This window comes from Pseudokineococcus marinus (genome assembly GCF_013004605.1).
Taxonomy (GTDB): Bacteria; Actinomycetota; Actinomycetes; order Actinomycetales; family Quadrisphaeraceae; genus Pseudokineococcus; species Pseudokineococcus marinus.
This window is the reverse complement of record NZ_JABEMA010000039.1, coordinates 1-16,156: the sequence shown is the minus strand read 5'-3', so window position 1 is coordinate 16,156 and position 16,156 is coordinate 1. Positions and strand designations below refer to the sequence as shown.

The following is a 16,156-nucleotide window of genomic DNA, read 5'->3' as shown; positions in this document are numbered from 1 at the left end:
GGCTTGACGTCGCGGTGGACGACGCCGGCGGCGAGCGCCGCGCCCGACGCCGGCGCGCGGCTCGGCCCCGTGGCCGCCGACGTCCGGGCGCCCGGGGCCGAGGTGCGCCTGTCCGTGCTGGGCCGCTACTCGAGCGGGGCCTTCGCGCAGTCGGCCGCCGAGATCGTGGCCCACGACCCGGGCACGCACCGCGTCTTCGTCGTCAACGCGCTGAACGGGCGGCTCGACGTGCTCGACGCGTCCGACCCGACGGCGCCCGTGCTCGAGACGACCGTCGCGTTCGGCGCGGGCGAGGTGCCCAACTCGGTCGACGTGCGCGAGGACGGCCTCGTCGCCGTCGCCGTCGAGGCGCCGCGGAAGACCGACCGGGGACGCCTGGTGCTCCTCGACGGCCGCGCCGAGCAGCCGCGCGAGGTGGGGTCGGTGCGCGTCGGCGCCCTGCCCGACATGGTGACGTGGACGCCGGACGGGCGGACGGCGCTCGTCGCGAACGAGGGCGAGCCCTCCGCGCCGGGCGACGACGGGTCCGAGGACGCCCCGGAGCGCCCCGGCTACGCCGCCGACCCCGTGGGCTCGGTGAGCGTCGTCGACGTCGTCGCCCGCGGCGGCGACCTCGACCGGCTCCGCGTGCGCACCCGCACCGCCGGCTTCGAGCGCTTCGAGGCGCGCCGCGACGAGCTCGTGGCCGCAGGGCTGCGGCTCACCGGGCCCGACGCCGCGTCGCTGCGCCTGGCGCGGAACCTCGAGCCGGAGTACATCACCGTGGCCGACGACGGCCGGACGGCCTGGGTGGCGCTGCAGGAGGCCAACGCCCTCGCGCGGCTCGACGTCGTCCGCGGCCGGATCACCGACGTCCTCCCCCTCGAGCGCGTCGACCACTCGCGGCCCGGGCACGGCATCGACCCCTCCGACCGGGACGGCGTCGCCGACGTCCGCCCCGTGCCGGTCACCGGCCTGCAGATGCCCGACGGCATCGCCTCCTACACGGCCGCCGACGGCGAGACCTACGTCGTCACGGCGAACGAGGGCGACTCCCGCGCCTGGGGCGACGAGGACACCTGGCGCGAGACCGGCGGCTTCTCCGACGAGGCCCGGGCGAAGGACCTCGGCGACGACGGCCTGCCGCCGCTGTGCGCGACCTCCCCCGCCGCGGGGCGCCTCGACGACGCCGACCTCGGCCGCCTGACGATCTCCTGGCCCGACGGCCTGTCCGCCGACGGGTCGTGCGTCCAGGACCTGCACGCCTACGGCTCGCGCTCGGTGTCGGTGCTCGACGCCGACGGCCGCACGGTGTGGGACTCGGGCGACCAGCTCGAGCGCCTCGTCGCGCAGGCCCTGCCGGACTTCTTCAACAGCGACCACGAGGAGGCGACCTTCGACGGCCGGAGCGACAACAAGGGCCCGGAGCCGGAGGGCGTCACGGTCGGGCGGGTGACGACGGCGTCCGGCGAGGAGCGCGTCTACGCCTTCGTCGGCCTCGAGCGGGTGGGCGGCGTGGTCGTCGGCGACGTCACCGACCCCCGCGACGTGCGCTTCGTGCAGTACCTCAACCCCCGGGACCTCTCCGTGGACACCGAGGTCGACGACGACGACCAGCCGCCCGCCGGCTGGGAGGCCGCCGGGGACCTCGGTCCCGAGGGCCTGGCCTTCGTGGCCGCCGAGGACAGCCCGCTGCCGGGCGTGCCGCTGCTCGTCGTCGGCAACGAGGTCTCGGGCACGACGACGCTCCTGCGCCTCGACGTCACGGGCTGAGGCGGGCGGCGAGCACCGACGGCGGAGCCGTCCACGAACGACGACGGCGGAGCCGTCCACGAACGACGACGGCGGAGAGCCGTCCACGAGCCTGACCGTGCACGGTCACGCTCGTGGACGGCTCCCGGGCTGTCCGGAGGTGGAGGGCTGCTCCGAGACGGCGAGCCGCTGGGGGGCGGAGGCGGCCGGCGGCTCTGCCAGGATCGGCGCCTGTCCGTCCCGCCGCCGGCGCCCCGACCCGCCGGCCGACCGCTGGAGCCGCCCGTGTCCTCCGCCGCCCTCCCCGCCGGCGCCCGCCCCGGCCTCGTCCTCGCCGACCTGCTGCCCGGCGCCCGCACCCGCGACGTCGCGCTCGTCGTCGGCGGCGTGCTCGGCATGGCGCTCATGGCCCAGGTGGCCGTGCCCGTGCCCGGCTCGCCCGTGCCGATCACCGGTCAGACCCTCGGGCTCGTGCTCGTCGCGGCCGCCCTCGGCCCCGTGCGCGCCGTGTCCGTCATGGGCGTCTACATCCTCGCCGCCCTCGTGGGCCTGCCCTTCTACTCCGAGGCGAGCGGCGGCTACGAGGCCGTCGTCGGCGCGACGGGCGGCTACGTGGTCGGCTTCGTGCCGGCGGCCTACCTCGTCGGGCTCGCGGCGCGCCACGGCGCGGACCGCCGCTTCCTGCGCGCGCTGCCGCTCTTCGTCGCCGGCCAGCTCGTCGTCTTCGCCGTCGGCGTGCCGTGGCTCGCGCTGACGACGGGGATGAGCGCGTCGGAGGCCCTCGCCGCCGGCTTCTTCCCGTTCCTCCTCGGCGGCGCCGTCAAGGCCGCCGTCGCCGGCGCCGTCCTGCCGGGCCTGTGGAGGCTCGTCGGTCGCCGCTGACGCCGCTGCACGCGCGAGAGGCCGCCACCCGAGCTCGGGTGGCGGCCTCTCGCGCGTGGTGCGGGTCTCGTCGCGGGTCCGCTCCGACGCCGTCGGCGGGGCGGACCCGACACCTCCTGTCTACTCCCCGTCCACCGGGGAGGGAAGAGCCGACGGGGGGTGACCTCGGTCACAGGCCGCCGGCGTCACCGCCCCGGAGCAGGCCAGCGGTGGACCCGCGGCGCGGTCAGCCGCGCCGTGCGTCCACCGCTGCCCCGTCGTCCATCGCCGCGTCAGCCGCGGTGCCGCCGTCCGCGGGCATCAGGTCGGCCAGGAGCGCCTCCACGCGGCGGCGGATCTCGTCGCGGATGGGCCGGACGGCCTCGATGCCCTGACCCGCCGGGTCCTCGAGGGCCCAGTCCTCGTACCGCTTGCCCGGGAAGATTGGGCACGCGTCGCCGCACCCCATGGTGATGACGGCGTCGGAGGCGCGGACGGCGTCCGTCGTGAGGACCTTCGGCCGCTCAGCCGTGATGTCGATGCCGACCTCGGCCATGGCCTCCACGGCGGTCGGGTTGATCTGGTCGGCCGGCATCGACCCGGCGGACCGGACCTCGACGGCGCCGCCGGACAGGGCGGTGGTGAAGCCCGCCGCCATCTGGCTGCGGCCGGCGTTGTGGACGCAGACGTACAGGACGCTGGGACGCTCGCTCATCGGGTCTCCTCGACTCGGGGTCGGCTGGTGGCTCGGGCGGGGGCGGTCGGGTCACCGGGGAAGAAGCGGCGCCCGGCCCAGAGGGCCACGTAGACGAGCGCCACGAGCACGGGCACCTCGATGAGCGGGCCGACGACGCCCGCGAGGGCCTGCCCCGAGGCGACGCCGAAGGTGCCGATCGCCACCGCGATCGCCAGCTCGAAGTTGTTGCCGCTGGCCGTGAAGGCGAGCGTCGAGGTCTTCGCGTAGCCGAGCCGCAGGCGCATGCCGAGGAGGAAGGAGCCCGCGAACATGAGGACGAAGTAGGCGAGCAGCGGCAGCGCGATGCGCGCGACGTCGAGCGGCGCGGAGGTGATGGCGTCGCCCTGCAGCGCGAAGAGCATGACGATCGTGAAGAGCAGGCCGTAGAGGGCCACCGGGCCGATCCGCGGCAGGAAGCGCCCCTCGTACCACTCGCGCCCGCGGGCCCGCTCCCCCACCGTCCGGGTGAGGAAGCCGGCGACCAGGGGCACGCCGAGGAAGACGAGCACCGAGACGAGGATCGCCCCGACGGAGAACTCCGCGGACGCCGTCTCCAGGCCCAGCCAGCCGGGCAGGACCTCGAGGTAGAACCACCCCAGGCCGGCGAAGGCGAGCACCTGGAACACCGAGTTGATCGCCACGAGCACCGCGGCGGCCTCCCGGTCCCCGCAGGACAGGTCGTTCCAGATGAGCACCATGGCGATGCAGCGGGCCAGCCCGACGATGACCAGGCCGGTCCTGAACTCCGGGGAGTCCGGGAGCATCAGCCACGCGAGGGCGAACATCAGCGCCGGGCCGACGACCCAGTTGAGGACCAGCGACGCCACGAGCAGGCGGCGGTCGCCGGTGACGCGGGCCGTCTCGGAGTACCGGACCTTCGCCAGCACCGGGTACATCATCAGCAGCAGGCCGACCGCGATGGGCAGGCTGACGTCGCCCACGGTGACGGCCCCGAGGGCGTCGTCGAGGCCCGGCACCAGGCGGCCCAGGAGCAGCCCGACGGCCATCGCCAGCACGATCCACACGGGCAGGAAGCGGTCGAGCACCGACAGCCGCGCGAGGACGGGCGCGTCCGGCGGCGCGGGTCGGGCGGTCTCGGCGACGGCGTCGCTCACGGGCTCCTCCTGGCGTGCGGGACGGTCGACCGGTGGATCGACTGCCGTCGATGCTGCCCGCCACATCGACGCCCGTCAACATCGACGTCGGTCGATCTCCGGGGTAGCCTCCGGCGATGAGCCCGAGCGCCGCCCTCCCCGCCCGCGACGTCGCGGCCTGCTGCGCCACCCCCGTGACCAGCGCGCCCCTCGGCGCCGACGACGCCCTCGAGCTCGCGCGCGTGCTCAAGGCCCTCGCCGACCCCGCGCGGCTCCGGCTGCTCTCGCTCATCGCCGCCGCGGACGGCGAGGAGGCCTGCGTCTGCGACCTCACGGCACCCGTGGGGCTGAGCCAGCCGACCGTGAGCCACCACCTCAAGACGCTGGTCGACACGGGACTGCTCACCCGCGACCGACGCGGCTCCTGGGCCTTCTACGCGCTCGTGCCGGGCGCGCTCGACGCCGTGGCCGGCGCGCTGCAGCGTCCCGGTCGCTGACGCGGGCGCCGCTGAGGCCGCCCGTCGACGGCGGGCGCGGCGCCCCCGTCGTGGCCCCGGCACCTGCCTCGCAGGACGGTCGGATGCCCCGGGTCACGTGTTCACCAGGTCGTCGCCCGCCGCCCGCCCGACGTCCACCGCGCGAGGACGACGCTGCCGTCGCATCCGCCCCGCCGCCGCGCGCCCCCCCTGGTCCTGCGACGCCGACGGCCGGGCACCCAGCGCACAGCGGAGGACCCATGTCCGGATCGCACCACGGCGCCCACGGCCACACGCACGGCGACCACGCCCACGACCACCCGCACGAGCACGGCCACGCGCACGGACACCCCCACACCCACGAGGCGACGCCGGTCGAGGGCGGCGTCCTCGGCGAGGCCGTCGACCTCACCGTCCCCGACGCCGAGCTGAGCCCGGCGGCGCTGAGCCGCCGCGGCGTCCTGCGGGGCGCCGGCCTCCTCGGGGCGGGCCTGTCCGCCGCCGGAGCCGTCGGCGCGGCGAGCCCGGCCGCCGCCGTCGGCCGCGCCGGCGGCGACCGTCGCGGCGCGGAGTACCGCTGGCTCGCCGGCGACCACCACATCCACACGCAGTACAGCCCCGACGCGATGTACCGGGTCGGCGACCAGGTGCGGGCGGCGCACCAGTACGGCCTGGACTGGATGGTCATCACCGACCACGGCGGCGAGACGCACGCCCGCATCGGCGTCGAGAAGACGAACCCCGACATCCGGGCGGCCCGGCGGTCCAACCCCGACGTCCTCGTCTTCCAAGGCCTGGAGTGGAACATCCCCTCGGCCGAGCACGGCACCGTCTTCGTCGCGCCGGGGCCGAACGAGGTCTCCGTCCTCCAGCAGTTCGAGCAGGGCTACGACGGCAGCGTCCGCGGCGCGAGCAGCAGCTCGCCGGCCAACGAGGCGCTCGCCGTCGCCGGTCTCACCTTCCTCGCCCAGCAGGTGCGCGACGGGCGGACGCCGGACGCCCTCATGCTCGCCAACCACCCGGCGCGCAACGGCGTCGACTCCCCCCACGAGATCCGCGGCTGGCGCGACGCCCCGGGCCGCATCGCCATCGGCATGGAGGGCGCCCCCGGCCACCAGGCCGCCGGCATCCCCGTCGACGCGCTCGGCCCCGGCTCGGCGCGCGGCTACTACGGCAACTCCCCCAGCGCCAACAGCTTCGCGGGGTACCCGCTGGAGAGCTACCGCACGTGGGGCGGCTTCGACTGGATGACGTCGACCGTCGGCGGGCTGTGGGACAGCCTCCTCGCCGAGGGCCTGCCCTGGTGGGTCACGGCCAACTCCGACAGCCACTCCGTCTACGGCGACTGGTCGGTCAACCCGACCGGCAACGACCGCACGGCGACGGGGCCCGACGGGCGCGTCTTCGAGGTCGACGGCCTCTACAGCGACCCGGTCTACGGCGGGGGCGTCCAGACGGGCCGCGGCGACTTCTGGCCCGGCTTCTACAGCCGCACCCACGTCGGCGTCCCCCGCGCCGGGTACCGCCAGGTGATGGCGGCCATGCGCGACGGCCGGGTGTGGGTCGACCACGGCGGGCTCGTCGACGCCGTCGACGTGCGCGTGCGCGCCGTGACGGCGACGTCGCGGGAGTCGACGCTCGGCGGCTCGCTGCGCGTGCGGCAGGGCGACGACGTCGAGGTGACGATCACCGTGGCCCTCGCCTCCGGGCCCAACTGGGCGACCTTCCGCCCGGAGCTCGCGCGGGTCGACCTCGTCCTCGGCCAGGTGACCGGCGCGGTGGCCGACCGCGACGTCTTCACGACGCCGAGCACGCGCGTCGTCCAGTCCTTCGACACCACCGGCGTGCGGGCCCAGGGCGGCACGGCCTCCTTCACCTACACGGTGCGCGACGTCGGCGGCCCCTTCTACGTCCGCTTCCGCGGCACCGACGGCAAGCGCTCGCAGGTCGGGATCTACGGCGCGGCCGTGGACCCGCAGGGCCCCGCGCTCGACGTCGAGGGCGACGCGGACCCGTGGGAGGACCTGTGGTTCTACACGAACCCGGTCTTCGTCGTGCCCGAGGGCCGGCCGCGCGGGCGCCGGTGACGACGACGCCGACGGACGAGCGCCCGGCTCCCCCTGCACCTCGGGGGGAGCCGGGCGCTCCGCCGTCGACCGGCGCCGCCGGCGGTGGCCCGGCGCGCCACGTCCTCGGCCTGCTGACCCCGCACCTGCGGCGTCCGGCCGAGGTGGACCACGCGGCCGCCTCCGTCGCGGCGGTGGCGGGGCTGCCGTCGGGGAGCCTCGTGGGCAGCTCGCTCGTGCTGGCCTCGTCGGGCTCGCCCCAGCACCTGGGTCTCGTCGTCCTGGCGCCCGAGCCGCTGCCCGCGGAGGTCGCCACCGCCGTCGCTGCGGCCGCCGGCGCCGAGGCAGGGGGCGCGTGGGTGGCGGCCAGGGCGGCGGCGGGGACGGTCGACCGCGTCGCCGTCTTCCCCGGGCGCGAGGACCTCGTCGGGGTGCTCGCGGCGCGCGACCTCCTGGCCCTGAGCGCGGTGGAGGCGCTCGTCGGGCTCGGCGGCCTCGCCGTCCCGCCGGACGCCGTCGTCGACACCCGCGGCCACGTCCGCCCCCGGCTGGCGGACGGCCGGCTGGTCCTCGACGTGCAGCCGTCCCGCGGCGGCCGGTGGGTGCCGTTCGAGCCGCCCGTCCAGCACGCCTGCTGCAGCGCGCACTGACGAGCACGACCGCGAGAGCTGTGCGCCGAGGACGCGGTGCACCGCGACCTCGGCGCACAGCCCTCCCCCGGGACGAACCCTGGTCCGCTGTCGGTGGCCGGCCCTACGGTCACCCGGCATGACGCCCTCGCGCCACGTCAGCGTCGGGATCGCCGCCCTCGCCGAGCGGGTCTACGCCTACGCCGTCGACCCGGCGCACCTCCCCGCGTGGGCGGCGGGCCTGGCCAGCAGCACCGTCGAGCGGGTGGACGGCGCCTGGGTCGCCGAGTCACCCATGGGACGCGTGCGCATCGCCTTCGCCCCGCCCAACGAGCTCGGGGTGCTCGACCACGTCGTCACGCTCCCCGGCGGCGAGGAGGTGCTCAACCCGATGCGCGTGCTCCCCGACGGCGACGGCTGCGAGGTCGTCTTCACCGTCCGGCACCGCGCCGGCAAGAGCGAGGAGGAGTTCGAGAGCGACTGCCGGGCCGTCCTCACGGACCTCGAGAGGCTGCGGCACCTCCTCGAGGAGGGCTGAGCCAGCCGCGCCCTCCGCCGATGAGACCGGGCACCGACGGCGGTCTCTCCGGCATGACGCTGCTGCGCTACTGGATCAACGCCTCGCTCGACGGCTTCATCGCCGATGCCGAGGGACGCTTCGACTGGAGCGAGCCGGACGCCGAGGTCCACGCCTTCTACAACGAGCAGGAGCGGGCCATCGGCACCCACCTGTACGGGCGCCGGCTCTACGAGACGATGAGCTACTGGGAGACCGCGCACGAGCAGCCCGAGCAGTCGCCGGTCGAGGAGGAGTACGGGCGCATCTGGCGGGCCGCCGACAAGGTCGTCTACTCCCGCACGCTCACCGAGGTGGGCACCGCGCGGACCGAGCTCGTCCGCGGCTTCGACGCGGGCGACGTCGCCCGGCGCAAGGAGCGGGCCGACCGGGACATGAGCATCGGCGGCGCCGAGCTCGCCGCCGTCGCCCTGCGCGCGGGGCTCGTCGACGAGGTCGGCCTCGTCGTGCACCCGGTCGTCGTGGGCGGCGGGACGCCGGCCCTCGCACCCGGTCTGCGCCTCGACCTCGCGCTCGACGAGGAGCGCCGCCTGCCGGGAGGCCTGGTCTTCCTCCGCTACCGGGTCCGGCACTGACCTCGCCGACCCGGCTCTGCCGTCGGCGTCGACGGCGCCGGGCTCACGCCGCGAGGTCGTGGGCGTCCGCGTGGTCGGCGGCGGGGACGGGGGCAGCGGCAGCCACGGGCTCCTCGGCCGCGCGGCGTCCCGCCACCTCGGACAGGTGCACCAGCGGCGCACCGCCGCGGCCCGCGCGGGGCGGGGCGACGACGTCGGCGGGCACGCCGCGCGCGAGCACCGGCGTGAGGGCGAGCAGGGCCACGAGCAGGACGGCGACGACGACGCACACGGTGGCGATCACGACAGCTCCTCGGGACGGGCCGCCGGTGGTCCGGCGACGTCCCACGAGACTCCGCCTCGACGGCCGGCCGCGTCGTCGTGCCCGGGTCCGGTCCTGCCGGACCTCGGGCGTCAGACACCGGGGGGACGTCAGACAGCGGGTGGACGCGCGTCCCCGCCTGGTCGGAGAGCGGCCCGCCCGGGCGGCTCGCAGCCCGCGTCGGGCTCGGACCGGTGTGACGACCCGTCGTCGGCCGGCGCCCGGCGCCGGTCCTCGGCCAGCTCCTCGAGGGCGGTCGCGATCCGCTCGACCTTCCCGAGGAGGCTGATGACGACGCCGATGACGCCGACGAGCAGCGCCAGGTTGACGATGCCGGTGATGTCCGTCATCGCCGGAGCCTAGGGACCGCCGCCGCCAGCGGTCGGGGATCCGGCGAGGACGTCCGCGGGCGCGCACGCCCGGGGCACCATGGCCGCGTGGACGTCGCACCGGAGGCACGAGCAGCGTCGTCGCCGGGGGCAGGCGCGGCGACGACGGCCCACCCATGAGCGGTGCTCGAGCGGCCGACGACGGCGACGCCCTGCCGGACGTCCAGGTCGTCGTCGCGCACCGGGCGCGCGCCACGCTGCGGGTCGGCGACGTCTTCCTGAAGGTCGACCCCGACCGCGCGGGCATCGACGCCGAGGTCGCCGCGATGGCGGCTGTCGCCGTCCCCACCCCCCGGGTCCTCTGGCGCCGGCACCCGGTGCTGGCGATCGAGCGCGTCCCCGGCGCGGCGCTGGGCACCTTCGGCCAGCCCTCGCCCGTCGGCCCGGCCTCGTGGGTCGCGGCCGGGGCCGCCGTCCGGTCCGTCCACCGGACCCCGCTGCCGGGAAGAGCCGCCACCGCGCCGGTCGACGGGCTCGCTCGGCGGCTGGAGGAGGCGTGCGCGTGGTTCCTCGCCCACGACGTCGTCCCCGCCGACGTCGTCCGGCGGAACCGCGAGCTGGCGCTCGTGGCGCTGCGCCCGCGCACCACGTGCTTCACGCACGGCGACCTGCAGCCCGACCACGTCTTCGTCGAGCACGACGTCGTCACCGGGGTCATCGACTGGTCCGGCGCCGGAGCCGGCGACCCGCTGCTCGACCTCGCCGTCCTCACGCTCGGCCACCCCGAGCACCTGGACCACGTGGTCGACGGGTACGGCGGGGACGTCGACCGCGACGTCGTCCGGGCGTGGTGGGCCTTCCGCTGCCTCACGGCGGTCCCGTGGCTGGCCGAGCACGGGTTCGGACCGCCCGGCGACTACCCCGAGACGGCCGTCCTCCTCGCGGCCGCGGGCTGACGCCGCCCGGCCCCAGGCAGCCCCTCGGCGGGCCGTCGCCCGGCGGCCGCACCGAGTCCCACCTCGCGCGTCGAGTCCGACGTCGCGCGCGTCCTGGCCGCCCACGGACCTGCGCGTCGTCGGACGCGAGCTCGAACGTCGGACTCGTCGCACCGCCTGCGGGCCGCGATCGCCGCCCCTCAGCCCGGCGGCAGCGCGCGCGGGTCCAGGCCGAAGGGCAGCTCCAGGCGGTGGGCGCGCAGGAGCGCGTCGTCGGAGAGCAGGTCGCGCGTCGGACCGTCGGCGACGACGCGGCCCTCGTCGAGGAGCACCGCGCGCGGGCACATCTGCAGGGCGAAGGAGAGGTCGTGGGTGACGACGAGCTGCGTCGTCGCCAGGGCGGCGAGGACGTCGGCGAGCTCGCGCCGCCCCGCCGGGTCGAGGTTGGCCGTCGGCTCGTCGAGCACGAGCACCTCGGGGTCGGTGGCCAGCACGGTCGCGAGGGCCGCCCGGCGCCGCTGGCCCTGGGACAGGTGGTGCGGCGCGCGGTCGGCGACGTCGCCGAGCGCCACGTCGGCGAGCGCGCGGTCGACGCGGTCGCGCAGGTCCTCGCCCCGCAGGCCCGCGTTGGCGGGGCCGAAGGCGACGTCGTCCCCGACGGTCGGCAGGAAGAGCTGGTCGTCCGGGTCCTGCAGCACGACGCCGACCCGTCGGCGCACCTCGGGCAGCGTGCGGCGGGCCAGCTCGAGACCGCCGACGACCACCCGCCCGGCGCCCGTCCCGCCCGCCACCGCGCCGAGGACGCCGACGAGGTGCAGGACGAGCGTCGTCTTCCCCGCGCCGTTGGGGCCGAGCAGGGCGACCCGCTCGCCGGGGGCGACCGCGAGGTCGACGCCGAAGAGCACCTGGCGCCCGTCGGGGTAGGCGAAGGCGAGGCCCTCGACGAGCAGCGACGGCGGGCCCTCGACGTCGGCGCTCACCCCACGACCCGCGCTCACCCGACCACCCGGGCTCACCCCACGACCCGGGCTCACCCCGCGACCCGCGCGGTCACGGCGACGACGGCGGCCGCGGCCGGCACCGCGCAGGCCACCGCCCACTGCGCTGCGCTCGCGGGTCCGCCGCCGAGGCCCGGCACGGCGCCGGACCAACCGCGCAGGAGCATGGCCCGCTGCACGCGCTCGCCGCGCTCGTAGCCGCGGACGAACAGCGCCCCCGCCGCGCCCGCGACCGCGGGGAGGTGGCGCAGCCGCCGTCCACCGCCGCGCAGGACCACGGCCGTCTGCAGGCGGCGCGCCTCGCCGACGAGGACCACGGAGTAGCGGACGGCGAAGGCGAGGACGAGCACCATCGAGCGCGGCAGCCGCAGGCGCTCGAGGCCGCCGAGCAGGTCCCGGGCCGGCGTCGTCGAGGCCAGCACGACGGCGGCGAGGACGCCCAGCGTCGCCTTCGCGAGGAGGGTGGCGCCGCCCTCGAGCCCCGCCCGCGACAGCGACAGGCCGAGGACCTCCACCCGCGGGCCCGTCGCCACGACCGGCAGCAGCAGGCAGAAGACGACGACCGGCAGCTCCACGAGCATCCGCCGCGTCACGCGGCCCGCGGGCAGGCGCGCGGCCGCGACGACCCCGAGCACGAGCACCGCGCACGCGGCCAGCGCCCACCAGGCGCCCGTCGGCACGGCCACGACCGCAGCCGCCAGGGCGGTGAGCGCCACGACCTTCGTCTGGGCGGGGAGGCGGTGCACCGGCGAGGTCGCCGCGCGCCCGGGCTCGGTCGGCGACGAGGACCGCAGGAGGACGGGCGCCGTCGGGGTCCGCTCCGCCGTCGTCGTCACGCCGTCGCGCGGCGCCGGCGGCGCGCCACGAGCCCCAGCGCGCCCGCCGCGACGAGGGCCGTCACGACGACGCCGGCGATCCCCGCGAGCGTGACGGCGAGCGCGCCCGGCACCCCGGCCACGGCGTAGTCGGCGAACGGGCCGGCGGCGACGGCGGAGTCGCTCGCCGCGCCGTCGAAGCCGACCAGGCCGGCGACGTGCTCGAGCCCGTCGGGGCTGCCGCTGGCGAGGAGGCTGACGCCGCCGGCGACGACGAGGCAGGCCAGCAGCGCGACGACGAGGGGACGGCGCCGGGCGCCTCCGGCGGCCGGTGCGTCGGCGTCGCGCGGCGTGGCGGGCACGCTGGTGCGCCGCCCGTCCGCGCCCACGACGACGAGCTCGCGCCGCGCGGGCGCCGCCGCGCGCACGAGGTCGGGGCGGGCGGCCACGACCGCAGCGAGGACGGCTCCGGTGATGAGCGCCTCGCCGACGCCGATGAGGGCGTGCCAGCCGAGCATCGCCGCGGCCAAGGAGCCGAGGTCCACGGGCACGGCACCGCCGACGGCGTAGAGCCCGACGAAGACGAGCGCCGCCGCCGGGACCGACACCAGGCCGCCGAGGGCCGCCGCCGGGACGACGGACGACGGACGCCGCGGCAGCACGGCCAGCGCGCCGCGCGTCACGAGGTGGCCGACGACGACGGTGACCACGGCGATGAGCAGCACGTTGGTGCCGAGCGCCGTCAGCCCGCCGTCGGCGAAGAGCAGCGCTTGGACGAGGAGGACGACCGTGAGGCACACCACCGCCGTCGCGGGGCCGACGAGGGCCGCGGCCAGCGCGCCGCCCATGAGGTGGCCGCTCGTGCCGGCGCCGACGGGGAAGTTGACCATCTGGACGGCGAAGACGAAGGCCGACACGAGCCCGGGCAGCGCCGGGGACTCCTCGACGTCGGCGCGCGCCCGGCGCAGGGCGACGCCGACGGCGCCGGCGCTGACGCCCGCGGTCGCCACGGAGGTGGTGAGGTCGAGGAAGCCGTCGGGGACGTGCACCGGCGCATCGTCGTCCCAGGTGCGACGACGTCGCAAGAAGCGGGGGGTGGCGGGTGGGTGACCGCCCGGTGTCCCCCCAGGGGCGTCCCCCCGTCGTCGCGAGCGGGCGACCGGCACGGGTCACCCGGCCGCTGCACCACGAGCACCACCGCAGCCCTACCGTTCGGGCGTGGTGCAGGACGCTGACGACATCACCGAGGCGACACCCGCGGACGCCCAGGCGTGCGCCGACATCTACGCCCACTACGTCAGGACCACGGCGGCCACCTTCGAGCTCGAGCCGCCCACTGCGGCCGAGATGGGTGAGCGCATCAGCGCCGCCCAGGCCCGGCACGCGTGGCTGGTCCTGCGCCGCGAGGGAGTCGTGGTCGGTCACGCCTACGGCTCCACCTTCCGCGCCCGCCCCGCCTACCGGTGGTCCTGCGAGGTCAGCGCCTACCTCCACCATGACCACCGCGGGCGCGGCGGGGGCCGCGCCCTCTACACCGCCCTCCTGGCGCGGCTGGCGGCCCGGGGCCTGCGCACCGCGACCGCGGGAGTGGCGCTGCCCAACCCCGCCAGCCTCGCCCTGCACACCGCCCTGGGCTTCTCCGAGGTCGGCACCTTCCACCGGGTCGGCTGGAAGCTCGGCGCCTGGCACGACGTCACCTGGTTCGAACGGCCCCTGGCCGACCCGGGTGCCGACGCGACGGTCGCACCGGACGAACCGCGCTGATCGAGGAGCCGGTGGCGGGCCCGACCCGTCGACGCGCCTCGCGGTCGCCCGGCCCGGCCCGGTGGAGGCGCTCGCGGCGGGACGGGGCCGCGACGGTCCCACGACGCGCCGTCGGCCACGTCCGTCGGCAGGGCAGCCGGCCCCGGGGGCCCACCTCGGGCTCGGGCGGTGACGTCGCGCACCCGGTCGTCTGCCTCCTCGCTACCGTCGGGCCGTGAGCGGGCAGGGCCAACGTGACGCCGTGGCGCACGAGCGAGCGCGGGGCGCGCTGGACCTGGTGCGCGGGCGGGGCGGGCGCGTGACGACGGCGCGGCGCGCCGTGGTCACCGTGCTCGCGGGGACGGACGCCCACCTGTCGGCTGACGACGTCGCCGCGCGCGTGGAGGAGACGGCGCCCGGCGTCCACCGCGCGACCGTCTACCGCACCCTCGAGTCGCTGGCGGCCCTCGGCGTCGTCGAGCACGTGCACCTCGACCGCGGCCCGGTGGTCCACCACCTGGCGGCCGGGCCGGGACGGACGCACCTGCACGCGCGCTGCCAGCGGTGCGGCCGGGTCGAGGACGTCCCCGCCGACCTCCTCGACGACGCGGGTGCGCGGCTCGCGCGCGAGGCCGGCTTCGCGCTCGACCCGGGGCACGTCGCCCTCTCCGGCACGTGCCGGGCCTGCGCCTCACCGACCTGACGCACGTCGCGACGCACGGCACCCCGGGACGACGACGGCCCCCACCCGCAGCGGGTGGGGGCCGTCGTCGCGGCAGCGAGGCTCAGGCGTCGAGGTCCTGGGCGACGAGGCCGGCGATCTCGGCGACGTGCGCCTCGTCGTCGCCCTCGACGGTGACCTCGGTGCCCTGCTCGGCGCCGAGCGTCATGATCATGAGGGCGGAGCCGGCGTCGACCGGCTCCTCGCCCTCGACGGCGAGGGTGATGTCGCTGCCGAGGTCGGCCGCGCGGGCGGCGATGACGGCGGCGGGGCGGGCGTGGAGGCCGACGGACGAGCCGACGGCGACGGTGGTGCTGGGCACGGGGGGCCTCCTGGGTCGGGCTGGGGCGCGCGCGAGGGCGCGGTGGAGTGGCGGTGATCCTCCCGGCCCGGACGGCGTGGCGCGCGGCCGGGCCGGGAGGGGTCCTGGTGCGCCGCCTCAGGCGGCGACGAGGTCGGCCTTCGAGCGGCCGAGGCTCTTGGCCACGATGACGGCGACGGCGCTGACGACCATGCCCGCGAGGATCGCGAGGACGAAGGCGACGACGCCGTCGATGGCGAAGAAGACGAAGATCCCGCCGTGGGGGGCGCGCAGCTGGACGCCCGTCGCCATGACGATGGCCCCGGTCGTGGCCGAGCCGAGCATGATCGAGGGGATGACGCGCAGCGGGTCGGCCGCCGCGAAGGGGATGGCCCCCTCGGTGATGAAGGCGGCGCCGAGCAGCCACGCGGCCTTGCCGTTCTCCCGCTCGGGCGCCGTGAAGAGCTTCCGGCGCACGACGGTGGCCAGCGCGAGCGCCAGCGGCGGCACCATGCCCGCCGCCATGACGGCCGCCATGATCGTCAGCGGTGCGGTGTCGGTGGCCGTGGCCGCACCCAGGCCAGCGGCGGCGAAGGCGTAGGCGGTCTTGTTGAGGGGCCCGCCCATGTCGAAGGCCATCATCAGGCCGAGGACGATCCCGAGCAGGACGGCGGAGCCGCCCGAGAGGCCGTTGAGGAAGCTCGCGAGGCCCGTCGTGACCGCAGCCAGGGGGCGAGCGAGGACGGCGAACATGACGAAACCGGTGATGAGCGTCGCGAAGAGCGGGATGACGACGACGGGCATGAGGCCACGCCCCCACTGGGGCACGGGGATCCTGCTGATGGCCAGCGCCACGGCGCCGGCGAGCAGACCGCCGACGAGGCCGCCGATGAAGCCGGCACCGGTGGCGCCGGCGACGAGGCCCGCGACGAAGCCGGGCGCGATGCCCGGACGGTCGGCCATCGCGTACGCGATGTAGCCGGCGAGCGCCGGGACGAGCAGCCCGAAGGCGAGCTGGCCGAGGGACGACAGGACCGCGCCGAGGTACTGGAGCAGCCCGCCGTCCGGGAGGTTCGTGAGGCTGAAGTCCTGGACGATCAGCGTGTTGAGCGCGCGGCCGGCCGGGTCGCCCGGCGCCTCGGAGACGATCTCGTAGCCGCCCAGCAGGAAGCCCAGCGCGATGAGCAGACCGCCCGCCGCGACGAAGGGGATCATGTAGCTGACGCCGGTGAGCAGCCAGCGGCGCAGCTCGCCGCCGAAGCCCGCCC

19 protein-coding genes are annotated in these 16,156 nt (G+C 76.9%); 10 read left to right on the top strand and 9 right to left on the bottom strand.

Annotation, left to right across the window (positions count from 1 at the left end; translation table 11 throughout):
• Together HLB09_RS04790 and HLB09_RS04785 are read left to right on the top strand one after the other, a co-directional pair.
• Nucleotides 1-1,752, top strand: a 1,752-nt coding sequence (locus tag HLB09_RS04790; RefSeq protein WP_171202263.1) for a choice-of-anchor I family protein, incomplete at its 5' end; no start/stop codon positions are given.
• A gap of 264 nt (nt 1,753-2,016) precedes the next feature.
• Entirely contained in the window at nt 2,017-2,613 is a 597-nt protein-coding gene (locus HLB09_RS04785) for a biotin transporter BioY (RefSeq protein ID WP_171202262.1), read from the top strand.
• A 226-nt stretch (nt 2,614-2,839) separates the two neighbouring features.
• On the opposite strand, the gene HLB09_RS04780 is transcribed toward HLB09_RS04785, so the two are convergent.
• Nucleotides 2,840-3,307 (bottom strand): arsenate reductase ArsC, encoded by a 468-nt coding sequence (locus tag HLB09_RS04780; RefSeq protein ID WP_171202261.1) that lies wholly within the window; start codon nt 3,305-3,307, stop codon nt 2,840-2,842.
• Nucleotides 3,304-4,443, bottom strand: coding sequence for an ACR3 family arsenite efflux transporter (gene arsB / locus HLB09_RS04775; protein WP_322790032.1), 1,140 nt, complete (start codon nt 4,441-4,443; stop codon nt 3,304-3,306). Before arsB ends, HLB09_RS04780 begins: the two co-directional genes overlap by 4 nt.
• A 116-nt stretch (nt 4,444-4,559) precedes the next feature.
• On the opposite strand from arsB, the gene HLB09_RS04770 reads away from it, so the two are divergent.
• The 5 genes from HLB09_RS04770 to HLB09_RS04750 all read left to right on the top strand — a co-directional run bounded on the left by HLB09_RS04770 (nt 4,560) and on the right by HLB09_RS04750 (nt 8,745).
• Entirely contained in the window at nt 4,560-4,919 is a 360-nt protein-coding gene (locus tag HLB09_RS04770; RefSeq protein ID WP_171202259.1) for an ArsR/SmtB family transcription factor, read from the top strand.
• A gap of 239 nt (nt 4,920-5,158) precedes the next feature.
• The gene (locus HLB09_RS04765) at nt 5,159-6,985 is read left to right on the top strand and encodes a PHP domain-containing protein (protein ID WP_171202258.1); all 1,827 of its coding nucleotides are present in this window, start codon (nt 5,159-5,161) and stop codon (nt 6,983-6,985) included.
• Entirely contained in the window at nt 6,982-7,614 is a 633-nt protein-coding gene (locus HLB09_RS04760; protein WP_171202257.1) for a hypothetical protein, read from the top strand. The genes HLB09_RS04765 and HLB09_RS04760 overlap by 4 nt, the downstream gene beginning before the upstream one ends.
• A 118-nt stretch (nt 7,615-7,732) precedes the next feature.
• Entirely contained in the window at nt 7,733-8,131 is a 399-nt protein-coding gene (locus HLB09_RS04755) for an SRPBCC family protein (protein ID WP_171202256.1), read from the top strand.
• A 20-nt stretch (nt 8,132-8,151) separates the two neighbouring features.
• Nucleotides 8,152-8,745 carry a dihydrofolate reductase family protein gene (locus tag HLB09_RS04750; protein WP_212770561.1) on the top strand — a complete coding sequence of 198 codons (594 nt, stop codon included), beginning with the start codon at nt 8,152-8,154 and terminating at the stop codon, nt 8,743-8,745.
• Nucleotides 8,746-8,788: 43 nt separating this feature from the next.
• Here the strand turns inward: HLB09_RS04750 and HLB09_RS04745 are convergent, their stop codons facing one another.
• Together HLB09_RS04745 and HLB09_RS04740 are read right to left on the bottom strand one after the other, a co-directional pair.
• Nucleotides 8,789-9,028 carry a hypothetical protein gene (locus HLB09_RS04745; RefSeq protein ID WP_171202255.1) on the bottom strand — a complete coding sequence of 80 codons (240 nt, stop codon included), beginning with the start codon at nt 9,026-9,028 and terminating at the stop codon, nt 8,789-8,791.
• Between the two features lie 128 nt (nt 9,029-9,156).
• On the bottom strand, nt 9,157-9,396 hold the full coding sequence (locus HLB09_RS04740) for an ATP synthase subunit B family protein (RefSeq protein ID WP_171202254.1): 240 nt from the start codon (nt 9,394-9,396) through the stop codon (nt 9,157-9,159).
• Nucleotides 9,397-9,587: 191 nt separating this feature from the next.
• On the opposite strand from HLB09_RS04740, the gene HLB09_RS04735 reads away from it, so the two are divergent.
• Nucleotides 9,588-10,331, top strand: coding sequence for a phosphotransferase (locus tag HLB09_RS04735; RefSeq protein WP_171202266.1), 744 nt, complete (start codon nt 9,588-9,590; stop codon nt 10,329-10,331).
• Between the two features lie 179 nt (nt 10,332-10,510).
• On the opposite strand, the gene HLB09_RS04730 is transcribed toward HLB09_RS04735, so the two are convergent.
• The 3 genes from HLB09_RS04730 to HLB09_RS04720 are packed head-to-tail and all read right to left on the bottom strand — an operon-like array spanning nt 10,511 to nt 13,172.
• Complete coding sequence (locus HLB09_RS04730) at nt 10,511-11,290, bottom strand: energy-coupling factor ABC transporter ATP-binding protein (RefSeq protein ID WP_171202253.1); 780 nt, start codon at nt 11,288-11,290, stop codon at nt 10,511-10,513.
• Between the two features lie 50 nt (nt 11,291-11,340).
• On the bottom strand, nt 11,341-12,144 hold the full coding sequence (gene cbiQ / locus HLB09_RS04725; protein ID WP_212770559.1) for a cobalt ECF transporter T component CbiQ: 804 nt from the start codon (nt 12,142-12,144) through the stop codon (nt 11,341-11,343).
• Complete coding sequence (locus HLB09_RS04720) at nt 12,141-13,172, bottom strand: energy-coupling factor ABC transporter permease (protein WP_171202252.1); 1,032 nt, start codon at nt 13,170-13,172, stop codon at nt 12,141-12,143. Before HLB09_RS04720 ends, cbiQ begins: the two co-directional genes overlap by 4 nt.
• A 169-nt stretch (nt 13,173-13,341) precedes the next feature.
• Here HLB09_RS04720 and HLB09_RS04715 point away from each other — a divergent pair, with 169 nt between their 5' ends.
• Both HLB09_RS04715 and HLB09_RS04710 read left to right on the top strand, forming a co-directional pair.
• Complete coding sequence (locus HLB09_RS04715) at nt 13,342-13,887, top strand: GNAT family N-acetyltransferase (RefSeq protein WP_322790031.1); 546 nt, start codon at nt 13,342-13,344, stop codon at nt 13,885-13,887.
• Between the two features lie 214 nt (nt 13,888-14,101).
• Nucleotides 14,102-14,569 (top strand): Fur family transcriptional regulator, encoded by a 468-nt coding sequence (locus HLB09_RS04710; protein WP_171202251.1) that lies wholly within the window; start codon nt 14,102-14,104, stop codon nt 14,567-14,569.
• Nucleotides 14,570-14,651: 82 nt separating this feature from the next.
• On the opposite strand, the gene HLB09_RS04705 is transcribed toward HLB09_RS04710, so the two are convergent.
• Together HLB09_RS04705 and HLB09_RS04700 are read right to left on the bottom strand one after the other, a co-directional pair.
• Entirely contained in the window at nt 14,652-14,909 is a 258-nt protein-coding gene (locus HLB09_RS04705; protein ID WP_171202250.1) for an HPr family phosphocarrier protein, read from the bottom strand.
• Nucleotides 14,910-15,026: 117 nt separating this feature from the next.
• Nucleotides 15,027-16,156, bottom strand: a 1,130-nt coding sequence (locus HLB09_RS04700) for a PTS fructose transporter subunit IIC (RefSeq protein WP_171202249.1), incomplete at its 5' end; no start/stop codon positions are given.

Bases quoted from the DNA above. Each gene is read 5' to 3' on its own strand.
- HLB09_RS04780 (WP_171202261.1), bottom strand. From the start codon at position 3,307: ATGAGCGAGCGTCCCAGCGTCCTGTACGTCTGCGTCCACAACGCCGGC.
- HLB09_RS04770 (WP_171202259.1), top strand. From the start codon at position 4,560: ATGAGCCCGAGCGCCGCCCTCCCCGCCCGCGACGTCGCGGCCTGCTGC.
- HLB09_RS04765 (WP_171202258.1), top strand. From the start codon at position 5,159: ATGTCCGGATCGCACCACGGCGCCCACGGCCACACGCACGGCGACCAC.
- HLB09_RS04755 (WP_171202256.1), top strand. From the start codon at position 7,733: ATGACGCCCTCGCGCCACGTCAGCGTCGGGATCGCCGCCCTCGCCGAG.
- HLB09_RS04750 (WP_212770561.1), top strand. From the start codon at position 8,152: ATGAGACCGGGCACCGACGGCGGTCTCTCCGGCATGACGCTGCTGCGC.
- HLB09_RS04740 (WP_171202254.1), bottom strand. From the start codon at position 9,396: ATGACGGACATCACCGGCATCGTCAACCTGGCGCTGCTCGTCGGCGTC.